This is a genomic window from Streptomyces sp. NPDC090994 (assembly GCF_044768905.1).
GTDB lineage: Bacteria > Actinomycetota > Actinomycetes > Streptomycetales > Streptomycetaceae > Streptomyces.
Genome location: NZ_JBIVWS010000006.1, coordinates 226,670 through 250,876, shown reverse-complemented (window position 1 = coordinate 250,876; position 24,207 = coordinate 226,670). Strand labels below are relative to the sequence as shown.

19 protein-coding genes, 2 tRNA genes and 1 pseudogene are annotated in these 24,207 nt (G+C 71.2%); 9 read left to right on the top strand and 13 right to left on the bottom strand.

Annotation, left to right across the window (positions count from 1 at the left end; all coding sequences use genetic code 11):
• Positions 1-123: 123 nt before the first annotated feature.
• Together lysA and ACIQR3_RS16155 are read left to right on the top strand one after the other, a co-directional pair.
• Positions 124-1,470: a diaminopimelate decarboxylase gene (gene lysA, locus ACIQR3_RS16160; RefSeq protein WP_403538906.1), complete on the top strand. Its 1,347-nt coding sequence runs from the start codon at positions 124-126 to the stop codon at positions 1,468-1,470.
• A 60-nt stretch (positions 1,471-1,530) separates the two neighbouring features.
• A complete protein-coding gene (locus ACIQR3_RS16155) occupies positions 1,531-2,691 on the top strand; it encodes a PLP-dependent transferase (RefSeq protein WP_403538903.1) in 1,161 nt (386 codons plus the stop codon).
• 359 nt (positions 2,692-3,050) lie between these two features.
• Here the strand turns inward: ACIQR3_RS16155 and ACIQR3_RS16150 are convergent.
• Both ACIQR3_RS16150 and ACIQR3_RS16145 read right to left on the bottom strand, forming a co-directional pair.
• Positions 3,051-3,344, bottom strand: a pseudogene (locus ACIQR3_RS16150) (Scr1 family TA system antitoxin-like transcriptional regulator); the annotation flags it as partial.
• A 435-nt stretch (positions 3,345-3,779) separates the two neighbouring features.
• Positions 3,780-3,852, bottom strand: a tRNA-Ala gene (locus tag ACIQR3_RS16145).
• Between the two features lie 183 nt (positions 3,853-4,035).
• Between ACIQR3_RS16145 and ACIQR3_RS16140 the strand changes: the two genes are divergently transcribed.
• Together ACIQR3_RS16140 and ACIQR3_RS16135 are read left to right on the top strand one after the other, a co-directional pair.
• Complete coding sequence (locus ACIQR3_RS16140; RefSeq protein ID WP_215170393.1) at positions 4,036-4,584, top strand: DNA-binding protein; 549 nt, start codon at positions 4,036-4,038, stop codon at positions 4,582-4,584.
• Between the two features lie 99 nt (positions 4,585-4,683).
• The gene (locus ACIQR3_RS16135; RefSeq protein ID WP_403538901.1) at positions 4,684-6,027 is read left to right on the top strand and encodes a protein kinase; all 1,344 of its coding nucleotides are present in this window, start codon (positions 4,684-4,686) and stop codon (positions 6,025-6,027) included.
• A 17-nt stretch (positions 6,028-6,044) separates the two neighbouring features.
• Here the strand turns inward: ACIQR3_RS16135 and ACIQR3_RS16130 are convergent, their stop codons facing one another.
• Positions 6,045-7,454 (bottom strand): hypothetical protein, encoded by a 1,410-nt coding sequence (locus ACIQR3_RS16130; protein ID WP_403538899.1) that lies wholly within the window; start codon positions 7,452-7,454, stop codon positions 6,045-6,047.
• A 230-nt stretch (positions 7,455-7,684) separates the two neighbouring features.
• Positions 7,685-7,813, bottom strand: a complete 129-nt coding sequence (locus ACIQR3_RS16125; RefSeq protein WP_003999697.1) for a DLW-39 family protein — start codon at positions 7,811-7,813, stop codon at positions 7,685-7,687.
• Positions 7,814-8,150: 337 nt separating this feature from the next.
• Between ACIQR3_RS16125 and ACIQR3_RS16120 the strand changes: the two genes are divergently transcribed.
• A complete protein-coding gene (locus tag ACIQR3_RS16120; RefSeq protein ID WP_403538898.1) occupies positions 8,151-8,525 on the top strand; it encodes a DUF6344 domain-containing protein in 375 nt (124 codons plus the stop codon).
• A 94-nt stretch (positions 8,526-8,619) separates the two neighbouring features.
• On the opposite strand, the gene ACIQR3_RS16115 is transcribed toward ACIQR3_RS16120, so the two are convergent.
• The gene (locus ACIQR3_RS16115) at positions 8,620-8,814 is read right to left on the bottom strand and encodes a ferredoxin (protein WP_403538896.1); all 195 of its coding nucleotides are present in this window, start codon (positions 8,812-8,814) and stop codon (positions 8,620-8,622) included.
• Positions 8,815-8,942: 128 nt separating this feature from the next.
• Here ACIQR3_RS16115 and ACIQR3_RS16110 point away from each other — a divergent pair, with 128 nt between their 5' ends.
• Positions 8,943-9,704: a glycosyltransferase family 2 protein gene (locus ACIQR3_RS16110; protein WP_403538893.1), complete on the top strand. Its 762-nt coding sequence runs from the start codon at positions 8,943-8,945 to the stop codon at positions 9,702-9,704.
• Between the two features lie 4 nt (positions 9,705-9,708).
• On the opposite strand, the gene ACIQR3_RS16105 is transcribed toward ACIQR3_RS16110, so the two are convergent.
• Positions 9,709-10,656, bottom strand: coding sequence for an FkbM family methyltransferase (locus tag ACIQR3_RS16105; protein WP_403538891.1), 948 nt, complete (start codon positions 10,654-10,656; stop codon positions 9,709-9,711).
• Between the two features lie 323 nt (positions 10,657-10,979).
• On the opposite strand from ACIQR3_RS16105, the gene ACIQR3_RS16100 reads away from it, so the two are divergent.
• Both ACIQR3_RS16100 and ACIQR3_RS16095 read left to right on the top strand, forming a co-directional pair.
• A complete protein-coding gene (locus ACIQR3_RS16100) occupies positions 10,980-15,179 on the top strand; it encodes a hypothetical protein (RefSeq protein WP_403538889.1) in 4,200 nt (1,399 codons plus the stop codon).
• A gap of 179 nt (positions 15,180-15,358) precedes the next feature.
• Positions 15,359-15,706: a DUF1330 domain-containing protein gene (locus ACIQR3_RS16095; protein WP_403538887.1), complete on the top strand. Its 348-nt coding sequence runs from the start codon at positions 15,359-15,361 to the stop codon at positions 15,704-15,706.
• Positions 15,707-15,766: 60 nt separating this feature from the next.
• Here ACIQR3_RS16095 and ACIQR3_RS16090 read toward each other — a convergent pair whose 3' ends face one another.
• Positions 15,767-16,003: a winged helix-turn-helix domain-containing protein gene (locus ACIQR3_RS16090; RefSeq protein ID WP_403538884.1), complete on the bottom strand. Its 237-nt coding sequence runs from the start codon at positions 16,001-16,003 to the stop codon at positions 15,767-15,769.
• A 151-nt stretch (positions 16,004-16,154) separates the two neighbouring features.
• Here ACIQR3_RS16090 and ACIQR3_RS16085 point away from each other — a divergent pair, with 151 nt between their 5' ends.
• Positions 16,155-16,373, top strand: coding sequence for a hypothetical protein (locus tag ACIQR3_RS16085; protein WP_403538882.1), 219 nt, complete (start codon positions 16,155-16,157; stop codon positions 16,371-16,373).
• Positions 16,374-16,444: 71 nt separating this feature from the next.
• Here the strand turns inward: ACIQR3_RS16085 and ACIQR3_RS16080 are convergent.
• From ACIQR3_RS16080 to recF, 6 genes are all read right to left on the bottom strand, one after another.
• Positions 16,445-16,518, bottom strand: a tRNA-Ile gene (locus ACIQR3_RS16080).
• 88 nt (positions 16,519-16,606) lie between these two features.
• Positions 16,607-17,371 (bottom strand): DUF3566 domain-containing protein, encoded by a 765-nt coding sequence (locus ACIQR3_RS16075; RefSeq protein WP_403538881.1) that lies wholly within the window; start codon positions 17,369-17,371, stop codon positions 16,607-16,609.
• An 18-nt stretch (positions 17,372-17,389) separates the two neighbouring features.
• Positions 17,390-19,984 (bottom strand): DNA gyrase subunit A, encoded by a 2,595-nt coding sequence (gene gyrA, locus ACIQR3_RS16070; RefSeq protein WP_403538878.1) that lies wholly within the window; start codon positions 19,982-19,984, stop codon positions 17,390-17,392.
• 43 nt (positions 19,985-20,027) lie between these two features.
• On the bottom strand, positions 20,028-22,079 hold the full coding sequence (gyrB, locus tag ACIQR3_RS16065; RefSeq protein ID WP_403538877.1) for a DNA topoisomerase (ATP-hydrolyzing) subunit B: 2,052 nt from the start codon (positions 22,077-22,079) through the stop codon (positions 20,028-20,030).
• Positions 22,080-22,509: 430 nt separating this feature from the next.
• Positions 22,510-23,079, bottom strand: a complete 570-nt coding sequence (locus ACIQR3_RS16060) for a DUF721 domain-containing protein (RefSeq protein WP_403538874.1) — start codon at positions 23,077-23,079, stop codon at positions 22,510-22,512.
• Complete coding sequence (gene recF, locus ACIQR3_RS16055) at positions 23,076-24,197, bottom strand: DNA replication/repair protein RecF (RefSeq protein ID WP_403538871.1); 1,122 nt, start codon at positions 24,195-24,197, stop codon at positions 23,076-23,078. Before recF ends, ACIQR3_RS16060 begins: the two co-directional genes overlap by 4 nt.
• Positions 24,198-24,207: the final 10 nt, after the last annotated feature.

The window sequence follows — 24,207 nt, the reverse complement described above, 5'->3', positions numbered from 1 at the left end:
TGTACCTGGGCGCGCACCGAACGGCCGGGTTCCCAGCCGCACCTTCCCGTCCGTGTTACCCACCACCTTCGGGCCCCCGCCCACGGATCTGCCCCGACCACGCCGCACGACCAGAGGATTGCCGTGCCCGCACAAGAGTTTTCGACAACCCCTGCCGCCGACCGCCTTTCCCTCTCGTCCGGCATATGGCCGACCACCGCCGCCGTGGACGAACAGGGAACTCTGACGATCGGCGGGATACCCGTCACAGAAATCGCCGAACGTCATGGCACACCGGTCTATGTGTTCGACGAGACGGATTTCCGGCAGCGATGCGCAAGTTTCCGCAATGCTTTCGAAGGCTTCGACGTCTATTACGCAGGAAAGGCTTTCCTGAGCCGCGCCACGGCCCGGATGGCCGAAGAAGCTGGTCTGAGCCTGGACGTGTGCACCGAAGGGGAACTCGCCTTCGCCAAGGCGGTCGGATTTCCCGCCGACCGCATCCTGATGCACGGCAACAACAAGTCCACGGAGGAACTCGCCGCAGCGCTCGACTACGGCGTGGGCCGCATCGTCGTCGACTCCTTTGCCGAACTAGACCGGCTCCGTGACCTGTTGCCCCGTTTCCGCGGCGTTCGGCCCAACGTCCTGCTGCGCGTGACGGTAGGCGTGCACGCCGACACGCACGCCTACATCGCCACCGCACATGAGGACCAGAAGTTCGGATTCTCACTGGTGAGCGGCGAGGCGGCGGCCGCTGTGCAGCGGGTGCTCGACGACGGAGTGCTGGAACTGCGTGGATTGCACAGCCACATCGGCTCCCAGATCCTCGGAGCTGCCGGGTTCGAGGCCGCCGCGAAGCGGCTACTGGAACTGCGTGCGCAGTTCGTCCGTGAAGGTGTCCTGTTGCCTGAACTCGACCTCGGCGGTGGCTTCGGCATCGCGTACACGCCCGAGGACGATCCCACTGAGCCGGGGGAGATGGCCGACATCCTGCGCACGGTGGTGGCGAAGGAATGCGCCGCGCTCGGCGTCGACGTCCCCCGGCTGGCGATCGAGCCGGGGCGGGCCATCGCCGGCCCTTCCGGCGTCACCCTGTACACGGTCGGCACGGTCAAGCACCGCGAGGGCATCCGCACGTTCGTCGCTGTCGATGGCGGCATGAGCGACAACGTGCGTACGGCCCTCTACGACGCCACCTATTCGGTCCGCCTGGCCGGACGCACCTCAGACGCTCCGCCCCAGCTGGTGCGGGTCGTGGGCAAACACTGTGACGCCGGTGACGTCGTCGTACGCGACGACCACCTGCCCGCCGACGTCCGGCCGGGCGACCTGCTCGCCGTACCGGGCACGGGCGCCTACTGCCGCAGCCTGGCGCACAACTACAACCACGTACCCCGGCCGCCCGTCGTCGCCGTCGCCGACGGCGCGTCCCGGGAGATCGTCCGCCGGGAGACCATCGACGACCTCCTGCGCCTCGACATGGGCTGAGCGTCCAGACACGGCCCGCCGCCCGTTCTTCGATGACCGAAACCAGTCAAGGAGTGAAGAGTGACGAAGCTGCGCCCCGACGACGCGTACCGCAACAGCATCGAGTCGCCCACGTACCAGAGCGCCTCCTACTACTTCCGCGACGCCGAGCATGTGAAGACCGGACTGCACGACCTGTCGGTACCGGCTGGCCGCTACGGCCGCTACTCCAATCCGACGTGGATAGAGGTGGAGGCCCGGCTCACCGAGCTGAGTGGAGCTGACGCCTCCCTGGTCTTCGCCTCAGGCATGGCCGCGCACACGACGGCCTTCCTCGCCCTGCTGGAGGCCGGCGACGAGGTCGTCCTGCCGTCCGAGTCGTACCGCCAGGTGCGCAACGTCTTCCACCACATCCTGCCGAAGTTCGGTGTCACGGTGCATGAGTTCTCCATCCGTGACCCCGAAGAGTTCATCGAGAAGGTGCGGTCCCTCAAGGGCAGGCTGAAACTCGTCCACCTGGAGATGCCGTCCTCCCCGCACATGTACCTCATCGACGTGGCCCGGGTACGCGAGGCCCTCGGCCCCGACGTGATCATTACCCTCGACAGCTCCTTCTCGCCACCCCCGAACTTCTACGCCCTCCAGTGGGGCGTGGACCTGGTCCTGTTCAGCGCGACCAAGTACCTCAGCGGGCACGGTGACATCGTGGCGGGCGTCGCATCGGGCCGGCAGGACCTCATCGACAAGCTGCGCTGGTACCGCGACACCACGGGCCCGATCATGGACGGCAACACGGCCTTCCTGCTCCGCCGCAGCCTGTACACGCTGCGTCTGCGCATGGAGCGCGTGAACGCGATGGGTCTCGAAGTGGCCCGCTATCTGGAGAGCCACCCGCAGGTCGACCGTGTCTACTACAACGGTCTGGAGAGCCACCCGCACTTCAAGATGGCCCAGCAGTACCTCAACGGCTGCGGCGGTGTCATCACCTTCGAACTCGACATGAGCGAGGCGGAGGTCGCCGAGGTTGTGGACCGCCTGAAGGTACCCTTCATGGCCTCCAACTTCGGCGCGCCGCACACCCTGGTCGAGCAGAGCACTTTCTTCACTTACTTCGAGTACTCCGACGAGGAGCTGAAGAGCATCGGCGTCCCGCGCGGCACCGTCCGCCTGGCGCTCGGCTACAGCAACGACACCCAGGTCGTGATCGAAGATTTGGATCAGGCGCTGTCGTCGGCCCGGTGAACCCCGCCGTCTGCGACCGTCGAAGGCTTCCGACTCCCGCTTACCGTTCCGCGCTCCCCCTGCGCGCCGGCGGACGACGAACGAGGGGCCCCACCCCGTCGCTCCTCGGTTCCGGTGTGCCTCGGCATGGCCGAGGGGCCGAGGCGTACCCGCTCCGGACGATCCGGATGCGCTGGTGTGCCGCCGCGACGGCGCACCCACCGGGGGCGGCCAGGACCCGGAGACGACACCGCTCGCTGTGGCCCTGGACCCGCAACGCGGGCAGTACCCGTGACTACGGCAGTACCCGTAACCACGGTCCCGCTCTCTTCCGGGACGGCGGGACCTTTGCCGTCATGCCCGGCGTCAACGGAGGTTCCGATCGCCCGGAGGATCAGGGCCCGCGCATCGGCGCCGTACACCGCCGTTCCGCGCAGCTGCTCGAATGCGCGCAGGTACATCTCCATCTCGGACGGCCGGGTGACGCGGACCCTGGCCGTCATCGGCTCCACAGACACCAGCTGGTCGTCGTAGACGTGGAACAACTCCTGCGGCCAAAGCGCCCGCTGCCGTGTGGCCGCGGGAACGATGCCGAAGGAAACCGAGGGCAGGGCGCCGGCGGTGAGCAGGTAGCCAGGCTGCGCGGCCATCGTGCCGGCGTCGCCGAGCTGGTGCGTCACCCGCATCCGCGACGGCAAGGTCATCGAGGAGCGACCCGAGGTCGAGATCACGTCCAGCAGCGAGCTGGACCCCGACCTCGTCCACGTGGCCGCCCTGCCGGTGCCCACGCCACCGCGGCCTCACCCGGCCCCCGCCGGCACTGTTACGCCGACGGCGGCGCCAGCGGGAAGGACGGCCGCCCCTGCTAACCCGTCAGGGGCGGCCGTCACCGCAACAGGTCGGGGAGGGGTATGCCGAGGGCGTCGGCCAGGAGCAACAGATCCTCCGGGTTCGGCACCCAGTCGGGCAGGGGATCGAGTGGCACCCGATCACGCTCTAGTGATCATCACCGGTTGTCTGTGCCCGGCTGGGCAGATGTGGACGCTATGCGGACTCTGATCATGAGAACGCCCTCCGAGACGGGATCTCGGAGGGCGTCTGACCTGCTGTGGAGCCTAGGGGAGTCGAACCCCTGACATCTGCCATGCAAAGACAGCGCTCTACCAACTGAGCTAAGGCCCCGGAACCGTGGCGTCCGGCCGGCGGGAACTCCGTCCCGGCGGGCGCCGCAGACAAGAGTACCGGGTGGTCCCCCCTATCTCCCAAACAGATTGGGGGTCCCGGTGAACAACCACTCTCCGTAAGATGCTCGGCGTGGTTCGCTGGAGCGAACTGCGGTTTTTGGGGAAGCGATGGGGAGACGCAATGGACGCCGCACAGCAGGAAGCCACCGCAAGAGCGCGGGAACTGCAGCGGAACTGGTACGGGGAGCCACTGGGGGCGCTCTTCCGCAGGCTGATCGACGATCTCGGGCTCAACCAGGCGCGTCTCGCGGGGGTCCTGGGGCTGTCCGCGCCGATGCTGTCGCAGCTGATGAGCGGTCAGCGGGCGAAGATCGGCAATCCGGCGGTGGTACAGCGGGTGCAGCTGCTGCAGGACCTGGCGGGGCAGGTCGCGGACGGCAGTGTCAGCGCGGCCGAGGCCACCGAGCGGATGGACGAGATCAAGAAGTCCCAGGGGGGTTCGGTGCTGAGCAACACTACGCAGACCACGAGCAGTTCCGGTGCGCCCACGGTGAAGCGGGTGGTCCGTGAGATCCAGTCCCTGCTGCGCTCGGTGGCCGCCGCCGGCGACATCATAGAAGCCGCCGACACCCTCGCCCCGACCCACCCGGAGCTGGCAGAGTTCCTCCGGGTCTACGGCGCCGGCCGCACCTCGGACGCGGTCGCGCACTACCAGTCCCACCAGAGCTGACCCCGCCGGGGCCCGACCGCCGAGGGGGTACGGCAGCCGGGCCCGCGCAGGTGCCGTGGACGCGGGGCGGGAAGGACAGGGGGAGGGGCGCGCAGGGCGATGGGTGAGGTCTTCGCCGGACGGTACGAACTGGTCGACCCGATCGGGCGTGGGGGAGTCGGCGCGGTGTGGCGCGCCTGGGACCACCGCCGCAGACGGTACGTGGCCGCCAAGGTGCTCCAGCAGCGCGACGCCCACTCCCTGCTGCGGTTCGTGCGGGAGCAGGCGCTGCGGATCGACCATCCCCATGTGCTGGCCCCGGCCAGCTGGGCGGCCGACGACGACAAGGTCCTGTTCACCATGGACCTGGTCACCGGCGGCTCACTGGTCCATGTGGTCGGGGACTACGGTCCGCTGCCGCCCGGGTATGTCTGCACCCTGCTCGACCAGCTGCTGTCCGGGCTGGCCGCGGTGCACGCCGAGGACGTCGTCCACCGGGACATCAAGCCCGCCAACATCCTGCTGGAAGCCACCGGCACCGCCCGCCCCCGGCTGCGGCTGGGGGACTTCGGGATCGCGATGCGCCTGGGCGAGCCCCGGCTGACGGAGGCCGACCTGGTGGTCGGGACGCCCGGCTACCTCGCGCCCGAGTCGATGATGGGCGCGGAACCGGACTTCGCCGCCGACCTGTTCGCCGTAGGGCTGGTCGCGCTGTATCTGCTGGAGGGCGCCAAGCCGGACACCAAGGCGCTGGTGCAGTACTTCGCCGAGCACGGGACGCCGCCGGCGCCCGCGAACATTCCGGAGCCGTTGTGGCAGGTCGTGTCGACGCTGCTGCAACCGGATCCGCAGGCCCGGTTCCGCACGGCCACGGGGGCGCGCAAGGCACTGGCCGCGGCCGTGGAGCTGCTGCCGGAGCCGGGGCCCGACGACGAGCTGATCGAGATATTCGAGCAGGTGGGACCGTTGCCGGCCGGGTTCGGCCCCGACGGTCCGGTCACGGTCGCGAACCACGGCGCGTCGCCGCGCTCCGCCGCGCCCGCCGGTACGTCCGCCGGTACGCCCGCCGGTACGTCCGCCGGTACGGAGGACCCGCCCACCCCGCCCCCGCTGCCCGGCATGTCGGACACCGGCAGCTTCCATCTGCCGCCTCCGCACTCCACGGTCGCCCTGCTGGGTCAGCCCCAGCCCTCGCCGCAACCGCAGCCACAGCCGCCTCACGCATCCCCTGCGGTCCCGTACCAGCCCTCACCCCCGCAGCTCCAGAACCCGCACACGCCTCCCCCCACCGCCGCCTACACCGCGCAGGGCGCCCACACCCGGCAGCCCCCGGCCCCACCCGCCGCACAGCACCGCGCCCCCCGGCGCCGCCGCCCCGGGCCCCCTGCGGCGGTGGCGCTCCCGCTGCTGTTCTTCGCGCTGGTCTGCTACGCGGTGGGGTTCTGGGCCCTGACCCGTATCTGAGCCGGGGCCCCGCTCCGCTACGCCCCCCTGCGCCGCGCCACGACCGTCCACACCCCGAGCCCGGCCAGCAGCACGCTCCCCGTGCCGATCCCGCCGACCGCAACCGCCCTCATCGCCGGGTCCGCGGCACCGTCCCCGGCGCCGCTCCCGGCCTCGCTCCCGGCCGCGTCGTCGGACGCCGCCGCCCGCAACGGCTCCGTCGCCTCGAAGACACCGCGCGGCACCGGCTCCCCCGCGTAATCGGGCCCGGTCCGCTCCGCGCCCGTCAGCCGGACGCGCAGGACGACCTCGAACGGCCCGTCGCCGAAGCGGTCGGCGACCTGTTCCGCGAGGTGCACGACCAGGTAGTACGACCCGGCGAACCGCATCGCGCTCTGCTCCTCGGCGACGGCGTACCGGTTGCCGTACGCCACCGGCGGCACGGGTCCCAGGTCGACGGTGGCCCGGCGTCCGGTGTAGCCGGTGCCGGCGCTGTCGACCTGGCCGCGGACGGGGTTGAGGAGGGACAGCGACAGGGCCCCGGTCGCGTAGCCGGAGCGGCCGTCGGCGCCGCCCAGCTCGGCGGTGGCGTACAGCTGCCGGCCCCAGTCGAGGGGCACCTTGTAGTAGAGGGTCTGTCCGGGCTCGGCGTCGGCACGCCAGGCGCCCGGGCCGATGGACGCGGCGTCGGCGAAACCGGCGCCGCCCGGGCGGTTCTCCGGTTCGCCGGTGAGGGGGGCGGGTGAGGCCGAGTCCCAGGTCTGCGGGGCGTCCGTGGCCGCCGTGCCCTTCACCGCCGGCTCGGAGACGGTGGTCAGCTCCAGGTCCCAGGCGTCCGGCGGGGAGTCCTGCGGCCGGACGCGTTCGACGACCACGTAGTAGCGGCCGGGGTCCTGGCACCGGGTTCCGGTGCGGGTGATCTCGCGTGCTCCCCAGGCGGTGACGGGGCGCGGGCTGCGGGCGGCGCCGAAGGTGGCGCTGTCCAGGGAGCAGGAGCCGCCGTCGGCGTCCTGCACGGAGACGCGGACGCCGTCGACGGCGACGACCTCCTCGCCGGGGCGCGGTACAGCGGTGACGGAGACGTAGGCGTCGGAGGCGGCGTCGAGTTCCAGGCCGTAGTAGGCCCTGGCGTCGCGGGCCAGGGAGCTTCGGTAGGTGACGCCCGCCTCCAGGGGCGTGGCGTCGGCCGTGCCGTCGGCTCCGTCGACGCGCCGGGCGTCCTCGGCGAAGGCGTAGCCGCCGGCCGACCCCGCCGAGGCGTGGCCGCTCGCCGAGCCGGCCACCAGGGCCAGGTCCGCGCCGCCCGCTGCGGCAGCCGTCCCACCGAACGCGGCGGTCACGGCGGTCACGGAGCCCACGGTCACAGCGGTCACAGCGACCAAGCGCCGGAACGCCCGTGTGCGCCCGCTCCTGCCCCTGGGCCCCGACGTACGCCGCCGCCACCTCATCGCCCGCCACCCCTCCCGCTCACCGGACCCGGACCCGGACCGACCGGACCGACCGGACCGACCGGACCGACCGGACCGACCGACCCGACCGTGGCCCATCCTGCCCCGCCGCCCCGCCCGCCATCCGCCGGTTCCGCGGATCGGGTCGGTCCCCTTACGGTCCCGGGCAACACAAAACCCCGACCGTGATACGGCCGGGGTCTGTTCTCAGGACCGGTTGCCGGTCGTCCTCACGAACCCGTGGGCACGGAGTCAGTCGCCTCCGTCCACAGATCCTGCTCGGCGCGATCCGCCTGGATCTGGCGGTACACGAGGAGCCCGCCGATGGCGGCCAGTGCGACCAGGAGAAGCTTCTTCACCGCGCGACCTCGTCTTTCCTTGACGTAGGGGACCTCTGCCGCCCGACTATACACACCGGCCGATATCGATCGGTGACCTGCGCCCGGCGTCAACTCACCACCGCCGGAGCCCAGTAGAGGGGGGCCGGACCGATCCGGCCGGAGGGTGATCACATCCCCACGGACGGTGAATTTTGCTCCCCCTTTTACCTCTTACGTACTTTTCGCACCTCTTGCGCCCATCCGTGTGATGTTGATCTGAAGATCGACGCGCCACGGGCGTCGCTCCACCACTTCGCGGCGCTCATACACATCATGAGGAAAGTACGCAAATCGCCCGACCCGAAAGTGAGGGGCCATGGCCCGGAACAAGGTCCTCAGCATGTGGACCGCCTTCGTCACCGCCTTCCTGGCGCTGTGCACGGCGCTCGGACTCGCCACGACGACCGCCGCGGCGGCGGTACCGCAGACCGAGACCGCGCGCAACAGCGAGCGCGCCGTACCCGCGGCGACGGCCCCGGCGATGTCCCCGCGGTCCTGGCCACGGGCCGGCGCCCTGCCGCCCACGATGAAGCAGCGCATCCGGGCCGAGGCCCACGGGACGTCCCCCAGCTGCCGCCACCGCCCCGCCACCGACGCGGCCGCCACGGCCCACTCCGCCGCCCTGTGCGACACGGCCGGACCGACGGAAGCGGAACCTCTGGCTCCGGCCGACCCACCGCTACAACGCTGAGGGTCACCCCGACAGGACCCGGCATCAGCGGCGAAAAGGCCCGACGCTCCCCGAGCGCCGGGCCTTTTCGCGTCGTGCTACCGCCTTCCTGCCGCTACCGCCCGTCCGTGATGCTGATCGCCTGCGACGGGCACTGCTCGGCCGCCTCCCGCACGCGCGGGTCGTCACCCGTGTCCTCGCGCCCCGGGATGACGGCGCCGAACCCGTCCACCGTGGTGAAGACGGAGCCCACCCGGTACACGCAGTCGGCGGAGCCGTAACAGAGATCCTGATCGACGGTAACCCTCATACGCGCGACTCCCTCCCCGTCAACGTCCCCTCTCACCAGGCTAGTAGGGCCCCACGGCCGACGGAACAAGCCGTGGGAGCCGTATCTTGAGCGGGCACGACGAACCTGAACGAGAGGTGGTGAGCCGGATGAGCCGCCGCGTCACCGTCGTCACGGCCGTCCACGCCCCGTCCGCCCCCTTCCTCCAGGACGCGTACGACTCCCTGCGCGGCCAGGAGTTGCCCGACGGCTGGGAATGGCAGTGGCTCGTCCAGGAGGACGGGCGGACGGACGACGTACGCCGCCGTGTCCCGGACGATCCCCGGGTGACGTTCCGGCAGGGCCGCGCGGACCGGCCGGGGGGCCCCGGTGTGGCCCGGACCCTCGCGCTGGCCCGCGCGGAGGGCGAGTACGTGAGGATCCTCGACGCCGACGACCGGCTCACCGCCGGGGCGCTCGCCCGTGACCTGGCGGTTCTGGAGGCCGACGCCACGATCGGGTGGGTGACCTCCCGGGTCCTGGACCTCATGCCCGACGGTTCGACGGCCGGCTTCCCGGGCGACCCGGACCCCGGTCCCATCGAGCGGAACTCCCTCCTCGCCGCCTGGCGAGCCGGCGGCTTCCGCGCCCCGGTCCACCCGGCGAGCCTCTGCGTCCGCCGCGACCTGCTCCTCGCCCTCGGCGGCTGGATGGCCCTGCCCGCCTCGGAGGACACGGGCCTCCTGCTCGCCCTGAACGCGGTCAGCCGCGGGTGGTTCACCGAGGAGGCGGGCCTGCTCTACCGCAAGTGGGAGGGGCAGGTGACCGGCCAGGCGGCGCACGTGGACCCGGCGGAGCGGGAAGCCCGCATGCGGGTGATCGAGGCCCGCGCCCGGGCACTGGCCGGCCTGGGGTGGGGACACACCACCTGACCGGCTACGGCAGCGTCTCGGCGTCCACCCGGGAGAAGACCAGCTCCGTCTCCCCGGCGAGCGGCCCCCGCCACCGCACCGGGGCGGCGGGCCCCTCCCGGAGCGCCCTGAGGAAGTCGGCGGGCGTGTAGCCGTTGGTCATCCGGTAGGCGTGGAAACCCGCCGCGGCGAACGTGCTCATCAGCTCCCCGGCACAGTCGCCGAGCCGCGCCATCCGCTCCGGCGTCACCTCGACACAGACCTCGGCATCCGGCCGCAGCGCGCCGAGCAGCGGCGCCAGGCCGCGTACGACGCTCCCCTCCGCGCCCTCCACGTCGATCTTGACGACCCGCGCACCGGCGACCTCCCGGTCGGTCAGCAGTTCCGTCAGCGGCACCGCCTCCGTCTCGAAGACCGACTCGGCCGGACCGTCGTACGGAACGATGCTGTTGGCCCCCATGTTGTGGGAACTGGCCAGTACGAAGGTGAGCCGCTCGCGCCGGTCGGCCACCGCCGAGTTCACCGCCCGGACGTTGGCGCAGCCGTTCAGCCGGAGATTGCGCAGCAGGTGCCCGTGGAACGCGGGCGAGGCTTCCACGGCCACCACCCGGCCCGTACCGCCGACGAGCCGCGAGGCGAGGACGGTGAAGACGCCGATGTTGGCCCCGACGTCGACGAACGTGTCGCCCGGCCCGAGCCGGCGCCGGAGCCACCCGGTCAGGTGCGGCTCCCAGACACCGAAGAGATAGAGGTACCGCTGGATCAGGTCGGTGGTGTCCACCGCGAACCGGGCTCCGAAGCGGTCCTCGACGACGCGCCGCCGGGGGTGCTCGCGCAGATACGGGTCGAGGAAGCGGCCGGCCAGCGCCGCCTTGCCGAGGAAACCCGGGGCGTCCCGCACGTACCGGCGTCCGAGGGTCACCGCGGTCTCCAGGGCCTCCGTGCTGCCACCGCTCGTCCGCTCACTGCTCATCCGCTCCCCTTCGCGCGCATCGGGGCGATCGGCGTCGCGCCGTCCGGTACCGGTCCCTCCCCTCGTGCGGACCGGTACCGAACGGTGCGAACGGGATCGGCCCGTCCCGTACGGGCATGGGCCGAGGTCTGGCCGAGTTCGCGAGATGCCGCTGCCGCGATCCCCGTGGGGGGGGCGGCGCCGCGGTCCTGCGATCCTGCCAGCGATCGCTTCCGCCGGGGAGGGTCCGGATCCGGATTACCCCCTTCGTCGCAGGTCAGATGTATAGAGTGGGTTTTCCGGTCCGGACGTCCAGACGGCGGGGGAGGTAAAGGGGTGGGACCTTGAACTCCGACTCGGGGACACGTACGGCCTTCGCCGAGCGCCTCGCGCTGCTGTACAGGGAAGCCGGCAATCCGCCCCTCAAGCGGGTGGCCGAGGCGGTCGACCGGTTGCGGCGGGTCGACGAGCGCGGCCGGCCCGTGCGCGTGTCGGCGCAGCGGATCAGTGACTGGCGGCGGGCGAAGAACGTACCCGCGCAGTTCACCGCGCTCGCGGCCGTGCTGCACGTCCTGATCCCCGCGGCCCGGCGCGCACGGCCCACCCCGGTGTCCAAGGGCCTGTACGACCTGGCCCAGTGGCAGCGCCTGTGGGAGCACGCGCTGGCCGATCCGGCCGGCGACCGCCCCGAGGCCCCGGGCGAGGCGGCGGACGGCCGTACCGCCGAGACCGCGGACATCGGCGGCGTGTGCCCCTACCGGGGGCTGGCCGCGTACCGGCAGCAGGACGCCCGGTGGTTCTTCGGCCGGGAGCGGAGCAGGGACGACCTCGTCGCCCAGGTCCGCGCGGCGGAGCGGACGGGCGGCATGGTCGCGCTCGTCGGCGCGTCGGGTGCGGGCAAGTCCTCGCTGCTGAACGCGGGCCTGATGCCCGCCTTCCAGACCGGCGGAGCCGATGCCAGGAAGGTGCTGTACCTGGTGCCCGGGGGGACGCCCCTCAAGGAGCTGACCCGCCGGATTCCCCAGCTCGCCGAAGCCGTCCCGGCACCGGCACCGGCACCCCCGGCGGACGCCACCGGCCCGGCCGAGCCCGCGGCCCCCTCGGACGCGGCGGAACAGGTCACGAGTACAACGGACCCGGAAACCGGAACCCCCGCCTTCGCGCACGCCGTACGGCAGGCCGTCACCGCGTGGGCGACGGCGGACGGAAGCGAAACCTCCGCACCCGCCACACGGGCGGCGGCCGACGGAAGCGAAACCTCCGCACCCGCTACACGGACAACGGCCGACGAAAGCCAAACCTCCGCACCCGCCGCACGGACGACGACCGACGGAAGCAAAGCCTCCGCACCCGGTTCCGGTTCCGGTTCCGCCCGCCCGCTGATCATCGTCGACCAGTTCGAGGAGACCTTCACCCTCTGCCCCGACGAGGCGGAGCGGCGCGCGTTCATCCAGACCCTGCACGCGATGTGCTCCCGCCCCGACTCCGGCGGGCCGCCCCCCGCCTGCGTCCTCATCGGCGTCCGCGCGGACTTCTACGAGCAGTGCCTCGGCCACCCCCAGCTCGCCGACGCCCTCCAGCACCGCCACATGGTGCTCGGCCCGCTGACCACGGCGGAGCTGCGCGAGGCGGTGGCCGGTCCGGCCAAGGCCGTGGGCCTGGAGATCGAACCGGGCCTGGTGGAGCTGATCGTCCGGGAGGTCGGCGCCGACGGCCCGCACGGCGTGCACCACGCCGGCGTCCTGCCCCTGCTGTCCCACGCCCTGCTCGCCACCTGGCAGCGCCGCAAGTCGGGCCGGCTGACCCTGGCCGGCTACCGCGCCGCCGGCGGCATCCAGCAGGCCGTGGCGACGACGGCGGAGCACGCCTGGGCCGGCCTCGACCCGGCCGCCCGCACCGCGGCACGGCAGTTGCTGCTCAGGCTGGTCCGGCTGAGCGAGGACACCCAGACCACCCGCAGACGGGGGACGCGCCGCGGGCTGGCCGAGGAGTCGAAGGACCCCGGCAAGACCGAGGAGTCCCTCGAAGCGCTGGTCCGCGCCCGGCTGGTGACGCTCGACGCGGAGTCCGTGGAGATCACCCACGAGGCGCTGCTGCACGCCTGGCCCCGGCTGCGCGGCTGGATCGACGAGGACCGCGGCGGCCACCTGCTGCGCCAGCGGCTGGAGGAGGACAGCCGGGCCTGGGAGGACTCCGGCCGCGACACGTCCCTGCTCTACCGGGGCTCGCGGCTGGAACAGGCCCACACCTGGGCGAAGTCCGCCGACGCCGTCTTCCTGACGCGCGGCGCGGCGGAGTTCCTGGCCGCCTCCGTACGGCTGCGGCGCCGCACCGTCCGGCTCAGCCGCGGCGCGGTCGCGGCGCTGATCGTGCTGGCGGTCGTGGCCGCGGCGTCGGCGGTGACCGCCTTCCAGCAGCGGGACGACGCGGTGTTCGCGCAGGTGTCCGCCGAGGCCGACCGCTTCCAGTACTCCGACCCCTCCCTCTCCGCCCAGCTCGACCTGGTGGCGCACGACCTGCGCCCCGGCGACGAAAGCACCCGCAACCGCCTCATATCCATCGTCAACGCCCCCTTGGCCACCCCCCTCACCGGCCACACCGGGGCCGTCTACCTCACCTCGTTCAGCCCGGACGGCCGGCTCCTGGCCACCGCCGCCTACGACCGCACGGTCCGCCTGTGGGACGTGGCGGACCCCGCCCGCCCCAAGGCCCTGGGCAAGCCGCTCACCGGCCACACCAGCTGGGTGAGCACCGCCGTCTTCAGCCCCGACGGCACGACCCTCGCCAGCGCCTCGGACGACGGCACGATCCGCCTGTGGGACGTACGGGACCCCGCCCGCCCCCGCCCCCTCGGCGCGCCCCTGACCGGCCACACCGGCACCGTCTACCTGCTCGCCTTCCGCCCGGACGGCCACACCCTCGCCTCCGTCGGCAACGACCGCACCGTCCGCCTGTGGAACGTCACCGACCCCGGCCGCGCCCGCCCCCTGGCCACCCTGACCGGCCACACCGACGCCGTACGGTCGGTGGCGTTCAGCCCCGACGGCCGCACCCTCGCCGCGGGCGGCGACGACGACACGATCATGCTCTGGGACACGGCCGACCCGCGCCGCCCGCACCGTACCGGCAAGACGCTGACGGGCCACACGGCCACCGTGCACTCGGTCGCCTTCAGCCCCGACGGACGCACTCTCGCCAGCGGCAGCGCCGACGACACCATCCGCCTCTGGAACGTCACCGACCCCGACCGCCCCACCGCCCTCGGCACCCCCCTCACCGGCCACACCGGCCCTGTCTGGTCCGTGGCCTTCAACTCCGCCGGGACCATGCTCGCCGCGGGCAGCGCCGACTCCACGGCGACCCTGTGGAACGTGCGCAACCCGGCGTACCCGTCGCAGGTCGGCGAGCCGCTCGCGGGCAGCAGCGGGGAGATGTACGCCGTCGGCTTCAGCCCCGACGGACACACCCTGGCCACCGGGAGCGGCGACAACACCGTCCGGCTGTGGTCGATCCCGACCTCGGACATGGTCGGCCGGACAGGAGCCTTCCGCCCGGACGGACGGGTGCTCGCCACCGCGGCGCGCGACGGGACGGTACGGCTGTGGGACGTCACGGACCACGACCGTCCCCGGCCGCTGGGCGAGCCGTTCAGGCCCGGAGAGGGTGACGTGCGCTCCGTGGTCTTCTCCCCGGACGGCCGCACCCTCGCCGTCCTGACGGGCAGCCGCGCCGTCCAGCTGTGGGACGTCGCCGACACCGCCCACCCCGCCGCCCACGCCCCGCCCGTGCGACTGCGCACCCGTTTCGCGGGCCCCGGCGCGCTCGCCTTCAGCCCGGACGGCCACATGCTCGCCACCGCCCGGGACGACCGCACCGTCCAGCTGTGGGACGCGCACGACCCGTCCCGCATCCGCCCCCTGGGCACGCCGCTCACCGGCCCCACCGGTTACGTCAACTCCCTGGTCTTCAGCCCGGACGGCCACACCCTCGCCGGCGGGTCCGCTGACGGCACCATCCGCCTCTGGAACGTCTCGGCCGGCGGCCGGACCGGACGCGTCCTCGGCGAGCACATCGGCCCGGTGAACACCCTCGCGTTCAGCCCGGACGGCCACACCCTGGCCAGCGGCAGCGACGACAGCACCGTCCGCCTGTGGACGCTCGACGACGACACGGAGCAGCCGGTCGCCGCGCTCACCGGCCACACCGAGGCGGTGGTCTCGCTGACGTTCAGCCCGGACAGCCACACCCTGGCCAGCGGGGGCAACGACAACACGGTCCGCCTCTGGGACGTCACCACCCCGTCCGACGCCACGCCCATCGGCCAGTCCCTGTCCCCCAACGCCAAGACGGGCAACTTCCTCTCCTTCAACCCCCGCAGCAGGATGCTCGGGGTGTCGAGCGGCGTGGACACCGTGCGGCTGTGGAGCCTGGACGTCGACGAGGCGGTACGCCGCATCTGCTCCGCCACCCGCGACGTCCTCACCCCGGCCCGCTGGCACGAGTACCTGCCCCGCCTCTCCTACGACCCGCCCTGCGACACCTGACCCCTCGGCATGACGCCGGTCACAGTGACCCGCGAGGAACGGGGAGTTGGCCGCACGGGACGCGGGGTGTTGTTACCCTGGCCACAGCCCGATCGCTGGTGCATCCCCCGTCGCCAGCGATCGGGCGTTTGCGTTGCCATGCCCCCGCCGTACGGAGTTCGCCCGACCGGAAGGACGCCATGCCCGCCTACGTGATAGCTCACCTGCAGGACGCCGCCCCGCACCCGGACATCGCCGAGTACATCGAGCGCATCCCCACCACCTTCGAGCCGTACGGCGGACGCTTCCTCGTGCACGTCACACCGCACGAGGTGAAGGAGGGCAGCTGGCCCGGCGCCGTCGTGATGATCGGCTTCCCCGGCATCACCGAGGCACGGGCCTGGTGGGACTCCCCCGCCTACCAGGAGATCGCCCCCCTGCGCTCCCGGCACATCAAGGGCGACATCATCATGGTCGAAGGCGTCCCCGACGACTACGACCCCACCGCCACGGCAAAGGCGATGCGCGCGACCCTGCCCACCGACTGATCCCCCACGCCGGCTCCACGGGCCCCGGTCCTCACCGGGGCCTTTCTGTCTGCGTCTGCGTCACGGCTCGGGCAGCTCGGTGACGAACGTCCCGATGCCCGGCTGCATGTACGCCAACCCCGCCTTGCGCAGCTCCGTCAACACGCGCTTCGCCGTCACCTGGCTGATTCCGAACTCGTCACAGATGTCCATCGCGGACGGAAGTCTGCCCTCGGGCGGATAGGTGCCGTCCATGATCCGCTCCGACATCACGGCGTAGACCTGCCGCCACCTCGGCACATCCGGCTCCCACTTCATGATCCTGAAGTTAGGCGGGCTCACCTGTACACGCGAGATCAGACGACCCATACGACCTATACCGCCTATCCCGCATCGGTACCCTGCACATGCAGGGCCCCCGCGACCGCGCGAACGATCCGGGGGCATGGACGACTGACAAGGAGTCGACGTGAACGAGGGTACGCAGGACCAGAACGCCCCGAACAGCCAAAGCTCGGCCACGACCGAACCCCTGACCTACGGCTACTGCTCATGGCACCGCGGCTACAGCACCGGCATCAGGGTCATCGAGGTGGTGGAACAGGCTTCCGGACCCGGGGGCGTGCAATCGGCGTGCGGCCCCTGCCGCGAGGAACACGACGTGGTCCCGTACGCCGACCAGCCGTAACCGCCACCACCGCTGCCGGCCGCAGACAGGCGAAAACCCCCGGCCCTGTCGGACCGGGGGTCTTTTCGCTGTGGGGCTAACAGGATTTGAACCTGTGGCCTCATCCTTATCAGGGATGCGCTCTAACCAACTGAGCTATAGCCCCGCCGCGCTTGCGGTGTGTGTCCCGCGCGCTGACTCCTGAAGATTAGCGCACGACGGGGGCAGGCCCAAAATCGGTTACCCGCGTGACCTCACTCGTCCTCGGCGAGGGTCAGCTCCACGCCGCCGACGAAGCCGGCGGAGAGGTTGTAGATGAACGCGCCGAGCGTGGCCAGGGCCGTCGCCAGGACGACGTCGATGACCGCGATGATGGTCGTGAAGAGGAGGACGTTGGGCAGCGACAGGAACGACTGGAGGTCGAAGCCGTTCGACTCGTTCGAGCCGGTCGCCTCCGAGATCGTGCCGCCGACCGTCGAGAAGACGCCCATCGCGTCCATGACCATCCACAGCACGGTCGCCGCGACGATCGTGCACACGCCCAGTGCGATGGAGAGCAGGAAGCTCACCTTCATCACCGACCACGGGTCGGCCTTCGCCACCCGCAGCCGCGCCTTGCGGACGCGGGGCTCGGTGTGGCCCGCGCCGGTGCGCGGGCGGCGTACCGCGCCCGACGGGGTGCCCGCCGGGGTCTGGTACGCCTGCGGCGGGTGGTAGGGCCCGCCGGACTGTTGCTGCTGCCGTTCGCCCGGCAGCGGGGAGGCCGACGGCTGGCCGCCCTTCGGCTGGGAAGCGGGCTGGGCGCCGGATGCGGCCGGGCCCGCGCCAGCGCCGTACTGCTGGGTCTGCGGACCTCGGGTGTCCGTCACAGTTCCCCCCTGGGATCCATGAGTCTCGTACGAGGATGAGGACGCGTCTTCGCGCCGGTCCGTTCCCTGCGCGGCGGAGCCACGGGCGCCGCCGTCCGTTTCCGTACCCGTCGAGGTACCGGCCGATCCGGCGCCCGTGGCTCCGCTCACGATGACTCTCTCCTCGTGCTACTCGGCCGAGGGCGCCTCGCCCTCGTCCGTGCCGGCGGTCGCGGCATCCTCGGCGGTCTCGTCGACGACCACGTCGCCGTCGACTTCCTCCGCCTCGCGCCCCGCCTCGGCGTTGCGTGCGATGCCGACCACGGCATCGCGCTTGCCAAGATTGATCAGTTGGACGCCCATGGTGTCACGGCCCGTCTCCCTGACCTCGCTGACGCGCGTGCGAATCACACCGCCGGAGAGGGTGATGGCGAGGATCTCGTCGGTCTCCTCGGTCACCAGCGCTCCGACGAGCTCTCCGCGGTCCTCGACGATCTTGGCGGCCTTGATGCCGAGGCCGCCACGGCCCTGGACGCGGTACTCGTCGACGGAGGTCCGCTTCGCGTACCCGCCGTCGGTGGCAGTGAACACGAACGTACCCGTTCGAACAACATTCATCGACAGCAGTTCGTCGCCGTCACGGAAACTCATGCCCTTGACGCCCGAGGTGGCACGGCCCATGGGCCGCAGCGTGTCGTCCGAGGCGGTGAACCTGATCGACTGCGCCTTCTTGCTGATCAGCAGAAGATCGTCGTCGGCCGAGACCAGCTCGGCGCCGATCAGTTCGTCGTCCGATCCGTCTTCCCGCTCGCGCAGGTTGATGGCGATGACGCCACCCGAGCGCGGGGAGTCGTAGTCCTTCAGGGAGGTCTTCTTGACCAGGCCGCCCTTGGTGGCCAGCACCAGGTACGGCGCCGCGTCGTAGTCGCGGATCGCGAAGATCTCGGCGATCGCCTCGTCCGGCTGGAAGGCCAGCAGGTTGGCGACGTGCTGCCCGCGCGCGTCGCGGCCGGCGTCGGGCAGCTCGTAGCCCTTGACGCGGTAGACGCGGCCCTTGTTGGTGAAGAACAGCAGCCAGTGGTGGGTGGTGGAGACGAAGAAGTGGTCGACGATGTCGTCTTCCTTGAGCTTCGCGCCCCGTACGCCCTTGCCGCCGCGCTTCTGCGCCCGGTAGTCGTCGGTCTTGGTGCGCTTGATGTAGCCGCCGCGCGTGACGGTGACGACGATGTCCTCTTCCGCGATCAGGTCCTCGATGGACATGTCGCCCTCGTAGGGGATCAGCTTCGTCTTGCGGTCGTCGCCGAACTTGTCGACGATCGCGGTCAGCTCCTCGCTGACGATCTGCCGCTGGCGGGCGGGGGAGGCGAGGATCTCGTTGTACTCGTTGATCTTCGCCTGGAGTTCGTCGTGCTCCTGGACGATCTTCTGGCGCTCCAGGGCGGCCAGCCGGCGCAGCTGCATCTCCAGGATGGCGTTGGCCTGGATCTCGTCGATCTCCAGCAGGTCCATCAGGCCGCCGCGGGCGATCTCGACCGTCTGGCTGCCCCGGATGAGGGCGATGACCTCGTCGATCGCGTCCAGCGCCTTGAGCAGACCGCGCAGGATGTGGGCGCGCTCCTCGGCCTTGCGCAGCCGGAACTTGGTCCGGCGGACGATGACCTCGATCTGGTGGTTCACCCAGTGGCGGATGAACGCGTCCAGGGAGAGGGTGCGCGGCACACCGTCGACCAGGGCCAGCATGTTGGCGCCGAAGTTGGTCTGGAGGTCGGTGTGCTTGTAGAGGTTGTTGAGGACGACCTTGGCGACCGCGTCCCGCTTGAGGACGATGACCAGGCGCTGGCCGGTGCGGGACGACGTCTCGTCGCGGACGTCGGCGATGCCGCCGATCTTGCCGTCCTTCACCAGGTCGGCGATCTTCTGCGCGAGGTTGTCGGGGTTGGTCTGGTACGGCAGCTCCGTGACCACCAGGCACTGGCGGTTCTGGATCTCCTCGACCTCGACCACCGCGCGCATGGTGATGGAGCCGCGCCCGGTGCGGTACGCCTCCTCGATGCCCCGGCGGCCGACGACGAGCGCGCCGGTCGGGAAGTCGGGGCCCTTGATGCGCTCGATGAGGGCGTCGAGCAGCTCCTCGTGCGAGGCCTCGTAGTTCTCCAGGTACCACTGGGCGCCGGCCGCGACCTCGCGCAGGTTGTGCGGCGGGATGTTGGTCGCCATGCCGACCGCGATGCCCGCCGAGCCGTTGATCAGCAGGTTCGGGAAGCGGGCGGGCAGGACGGTCGGCTCCTGGGAGCGGCCGTCGTAGTTGTCCGTGAAGTCGACGGTCTCCTCGTCGATGTCGCGGACCATCTCCATCGACAGCGGCGCCATCTTGCACTCGGTGTACCGCATGGCCGCCGCCGGGTCGTTGCCCGGCGAGCCGAAGTTGCCGTTGGAGTCGACGAGCGGCATCCGCATCGACCACGGCTGGGCGAGGCGGACCAGCGCGTCGTAGATGGAGGAGTCGCCGTGCGGGTGGTAGTTGCCCATGACGTCGCCGACGACGCGGGCGCACTTGTAGAAGCCGCGCTCGGGGCGGTAGCCGCCGTCGTACATGGCGTAGAGCACGCGGCGGTGGACGGGCTTGAGGCCGTCACGGACGTCCGGCAGCGCGCGGGACACGATGACGGACATCGCGTAGTCGAGGTAGGAGCGCTGCATCTCCGTCTCGAGCCCGACGGGCTCGACGCGCTGGGCGATGACGCCGCCCTCTTCGGAGGTGACGGGAGTGTTCTCGTCGGTCATTGCTGGTGAAGGTCCTTCCTGGTGCGGTCAGCGACAGACCGACTCAGATGTCGAGGAAGCGGACGTCCTTGGCGTTGCGCTGGATGAACTGGCGCCGTGCCTCGACGTCCTCGCCCATCAGCACCGAGAAGAGGTCGTCGGCCTGGGCGGCGTCGTCGAGGGTGACCTGGCCCAGGACGCGGTGCTCCTGGTCCATGGTGGTGATGCGCAGCTCCTCGGCGTTCATCTCGCCCAGACCCTTGAAGCGCTGCACCGAGTCCTCGCGGATGCGCTTGCCGGCCTGGCGGCCCAGCTCGATCAGCGCGTCGCGCTCGCGGTCGGAGTACGCGTACTCGAAGTCGTCCCGGCCCCACTTGATCTTGTAGAGGGGCGGACGGGACAGGAAGACGTGACCGGCCTCGACCAGCGGCCGCATGAAGCGGAACAGGAACGTCAGCAGCAGGGTGTTGATGTGCTGGCCGTCGACGTCGGCGTCCGCCATCAGGATGATCTTGTGATAGCGGAGCTTCTCGATGTCGAAGTCCTCGTGCACACCCGTGCCGAACGCGGAGATCATCGCCTGGATCTCCTGGTTCTGCAGGATGCGGTCGATGCGCGCCTTCTCGACGTTGAGGATCTTGCCGCGGATCGGGAGGATCGCCTGGTACTGCGGGTTCCGGCCGGACTTGGCGGAGCCGCCGGCGGAGTCGCCCTCGACGATGAAGATCTCGCACTTGGTCGGGTCGTTCGACTGGCAGTCGGACAGCTTGCCCGGCAGCGACGCCGACTCCAGCAGGCCCTTGCGGCGGGTCAGGTCGCGCGCCTTGCGGGCCGCCACGCGCGCGGTGGCCGCCTGGATGCCCTTGCGGATGATGTCCGCGGCTTCGTTGGGGTTGCGGTCCAGCCAGTCGGCGAGGTGCTCGTACACCACCTTCTGGACGAAGGTCTTCACCTCGGTGTTGCCCAGCTTGGTCTTGGTCTGGCCCTCGAACTGCGGCTCGCTCAGCTTCACCGAGATGATGGCCGTCAGACCCTCGCGGATGTCGTCGCCCGTGAGGTTGTCGTCCTTCTCGCGCAGCAGCTTCTTGTCGCGCGCGTACTTGTTGATCAGCGAGGTCAGCGCGGCGCGGAAGCCCTCTTCGTGCGTACCGCCCTCATGGGTGTGGATGATGTTGGCGAACGAGTACACGCCCTCGGTGTAGCCGCCGTTCCACTGCATGGCGACTTCCAGGGACAGGAGCTTGTCCTTGTCCTCTGCCTCCAGGTCGATCACCGTGGGGTGGACGACCTCCCCCTTGCGGGAGTTGAGGTACTTCACGAAGTCGACGATGCCGCCCTCGTAGTGGTACGAGACGGACTTGACCTCCTGCTTCTCGTCCTCGCCCGCCTCGTCCGCGCCGGCCGTGGCCTTCGCCGACTCGCGCTCGTCGGTGAGGTTGATCCGCAGGCCCTTGTTGAGGAACGCCATCTCCTGGAAGCGCCGCGACAGCGTCTCGAAGGAGTAGTCGGTGGTCTCGAAGATGTCGCCGTCGGCCCAGAAGGTGACCGACGTACCGGTCTCCTCGGTGGCCTCGTGCTTGGCCAGCGGGGCCGTCGGCACGCCCAGCTTGTACTCCTGCGTCCAGCGGTGACCGTCGGTCTTGACCTCGACGGCGACCCTCGTCGACAGGGCGTTGACGACGGAGACGCCCACACCGTGCAGACCACCGGAGACCGCGTAGCCGCCGCCGCCGAACTTGCCGCCCGCGTGCAGCACGGTCAGCACGACCTCGACGGCGGGCTTGCCCTCGGAGGGGACGATGCCCACCGGGATGCCGCGGCCGTTGTCGACGACACGCACGCCGCCGTCGGCCAGGATCGTGACGTCGATGGTGTCCGCGTGGCCGGCCAGCGCCTCGTCGACGGAGTTGTCGACGACCTCCTGCACCAGGTGGTGCAGTCCCCGCTCGCCGGTCGAACCGATGTACATACCGGGCCGCTTGCGGACCGCGTCCAGGCCCTCGAGCACGGTGATGGCACTGGCGTCGTACGACGGGGAGCCCTCGCCCGGGGAGGGCGGGGGCGCCTCGGTGTCGGTGGACGGGATGTTCTCGTTGGGGTTGCCGGAATCGGCCACGAAGCGCCCTTTCTGGCACAGCACGAGCCGGGCTCGTCGGCGTTTGCCGGAGCGGCTGCGGCATGTTGCGTTGGTAAGCCTTGATCAGCGTTGCTCAGCTTTTCCCGGGCTCCCCACGACCGGGGCGGGATTGTCTTCCAGTCTACCGGTACCACTGACACTGATGGGGGTTTGCCGGTACCTGAGTCCGCATGTGCCGCCCTGAGACGTCCTCTCCCGACTCCCGATATGCGGAAGGGGGCTCCAAGAGGCTCACGGAGGCACTCAGCGCTTCCGGCCGTCAACCCTTGGCTACTTCGGAGTCAGGTCGTGATGCGCAACCGTGTGCGGTTGTACGACAAGAGGGATGCCGCCGCCTCGAACCCGCGATTGAGCGGCCTCGATGTGATGTCAGTCACCTTTGAGACGGGCGGCACGAAAGGGGATGTACTCACCCGTACGTATCGCCGGGCCCGGTGCTGCCGGGGGCGCGCAGCGGCCCGTAGCGGCGCGGGGAGCCGCCGGGGCCCTGCACCTTGATCACGCGGACCGAGCCGTGGCCGAGGTCCTCGTTGAGCCGGGCCACCAGGGTCGGCGCCAGCAGCCGCAGGTTCGTCGCCCACGCCGTGGAGTCGCAGCGCACCACCAGGACCCGCTCGTCCTCGTCGTACCGCTCCGGGACGCAGTGCTTGGCCACGTCCTCGCCGACGATCTGCGGCCAGCGGCCCATCACCCCGCCCACCGCGGCCGGCGTCTCCCAGCCGCGCTCGGTGATCAGCCGGTTGATCGCCGACCCGAGCGCCATCGGATCGCGCCCGTCGGCCCGCGCGCCCGAGCGCAGGCCGACCCGCCGCGCCTGCTTCTTCTGCTGCGCCGCCTCGCCACGCGCGCGTGCCGCTTCCTTCGCCGCGCGCAGCGCCACGCGCGCGAGGTCGACGCCGGAGGGCTCGGGTCCCTTGCGCGCGGGCTCCTGCTTCGCGGGCTCCCTCATGGCCGGCCGGGCCGGCTCGTCGGCGCTCATACGCGCTGCACCGCCCCGTCGGCCACCGCGAACCGCGCCCCCGCCAGCACCCGCGGTACGTCGTCGTCGACGGCGGCGGTCACCAGCACCTGCTCGCCGGGCGCCACCAGCTCGGCCAGCCGCTCCCGGCGGCGCGCGTCCAGCTCGGCGAAGACGTCGTCCAGGACCAGCACCGGCTCGTTGCCCTCGGCCCGCAGCAGGTCGTAGGAGGCCAGCCGCAGCGCCAGCGCGTACGACCAGGACTCGCCGTGCGAGGCGTACCCCTTGGCGGGCAGTTCCCCGAGCTTGAGCAGCAGGTCGTCCCGGTGTGGACCGACCAGGGTGACGCCCCGCTCGATCTCCTGCTTGCGGGCCTCGGCGAGCGCGGCGATCAGCTGCTCGAACAGTTCCTCGCGGGCGTGCGCCGCACCGGGCGCCGACGGCTTGTACTCCAGGGCGACCGGCCCGCCGCTGGGGGCGAGCTGCTCGTACGCCTTGTCGGCCAGCGGCTGGAGCGTGGCGATCAGGTCCAGGCGCTGGGCCAGCAGCTCGGCGCCCGCGCGCGCGAGGTGCTGGTCCCAGACGTCCAGGGTGGACAGGTCCAGGGTGCGACCGCCGTGCCTGCGGGCCAGCGCCGCCGACTTCAGCAGGGTGTTGCGCTGCTTGAGGACCCGGTCGTAGTCGGAGCGGACGCCGGCCATGCGCGGCGACCGGGCGGTGATCAGCTCGTCGAGGAAACGGCGCCGCTCCCCGGGGTCGCCCTTGACCAGCGCGAGGTCCTCGGGCGCGAACAGCACGGTCCGTACGATGCCCAGGACGTCGCGGGGTCTGACCTGCGAGGACCTGTTGACGCGGGCGCGGTTGGCCTTGCCCGGGTTCAGCTCCAGTTCGATCAGCTGCCGGCGCTCGCCCTGCCGGACCTGGGCGCGGATCACCGCGCGGTCGGCGCCCATGCGGACCAGGGGTGCGTCGGAGGAGACGCGGTGGCTGCCGAGGGTGGCGAGGTAGCCGACGGCCTCGACCAGGTTGGTCTTGCCCTGGCCGTTGGGGCCGACGAACGCGGTGACGCCGGGGTCCAGCGGGACCTCGGCCCTCGCGTAAGAGCGGAAGTCGGCCAGCGACAGATGCGTGACGTGCATGGTCGTGCGC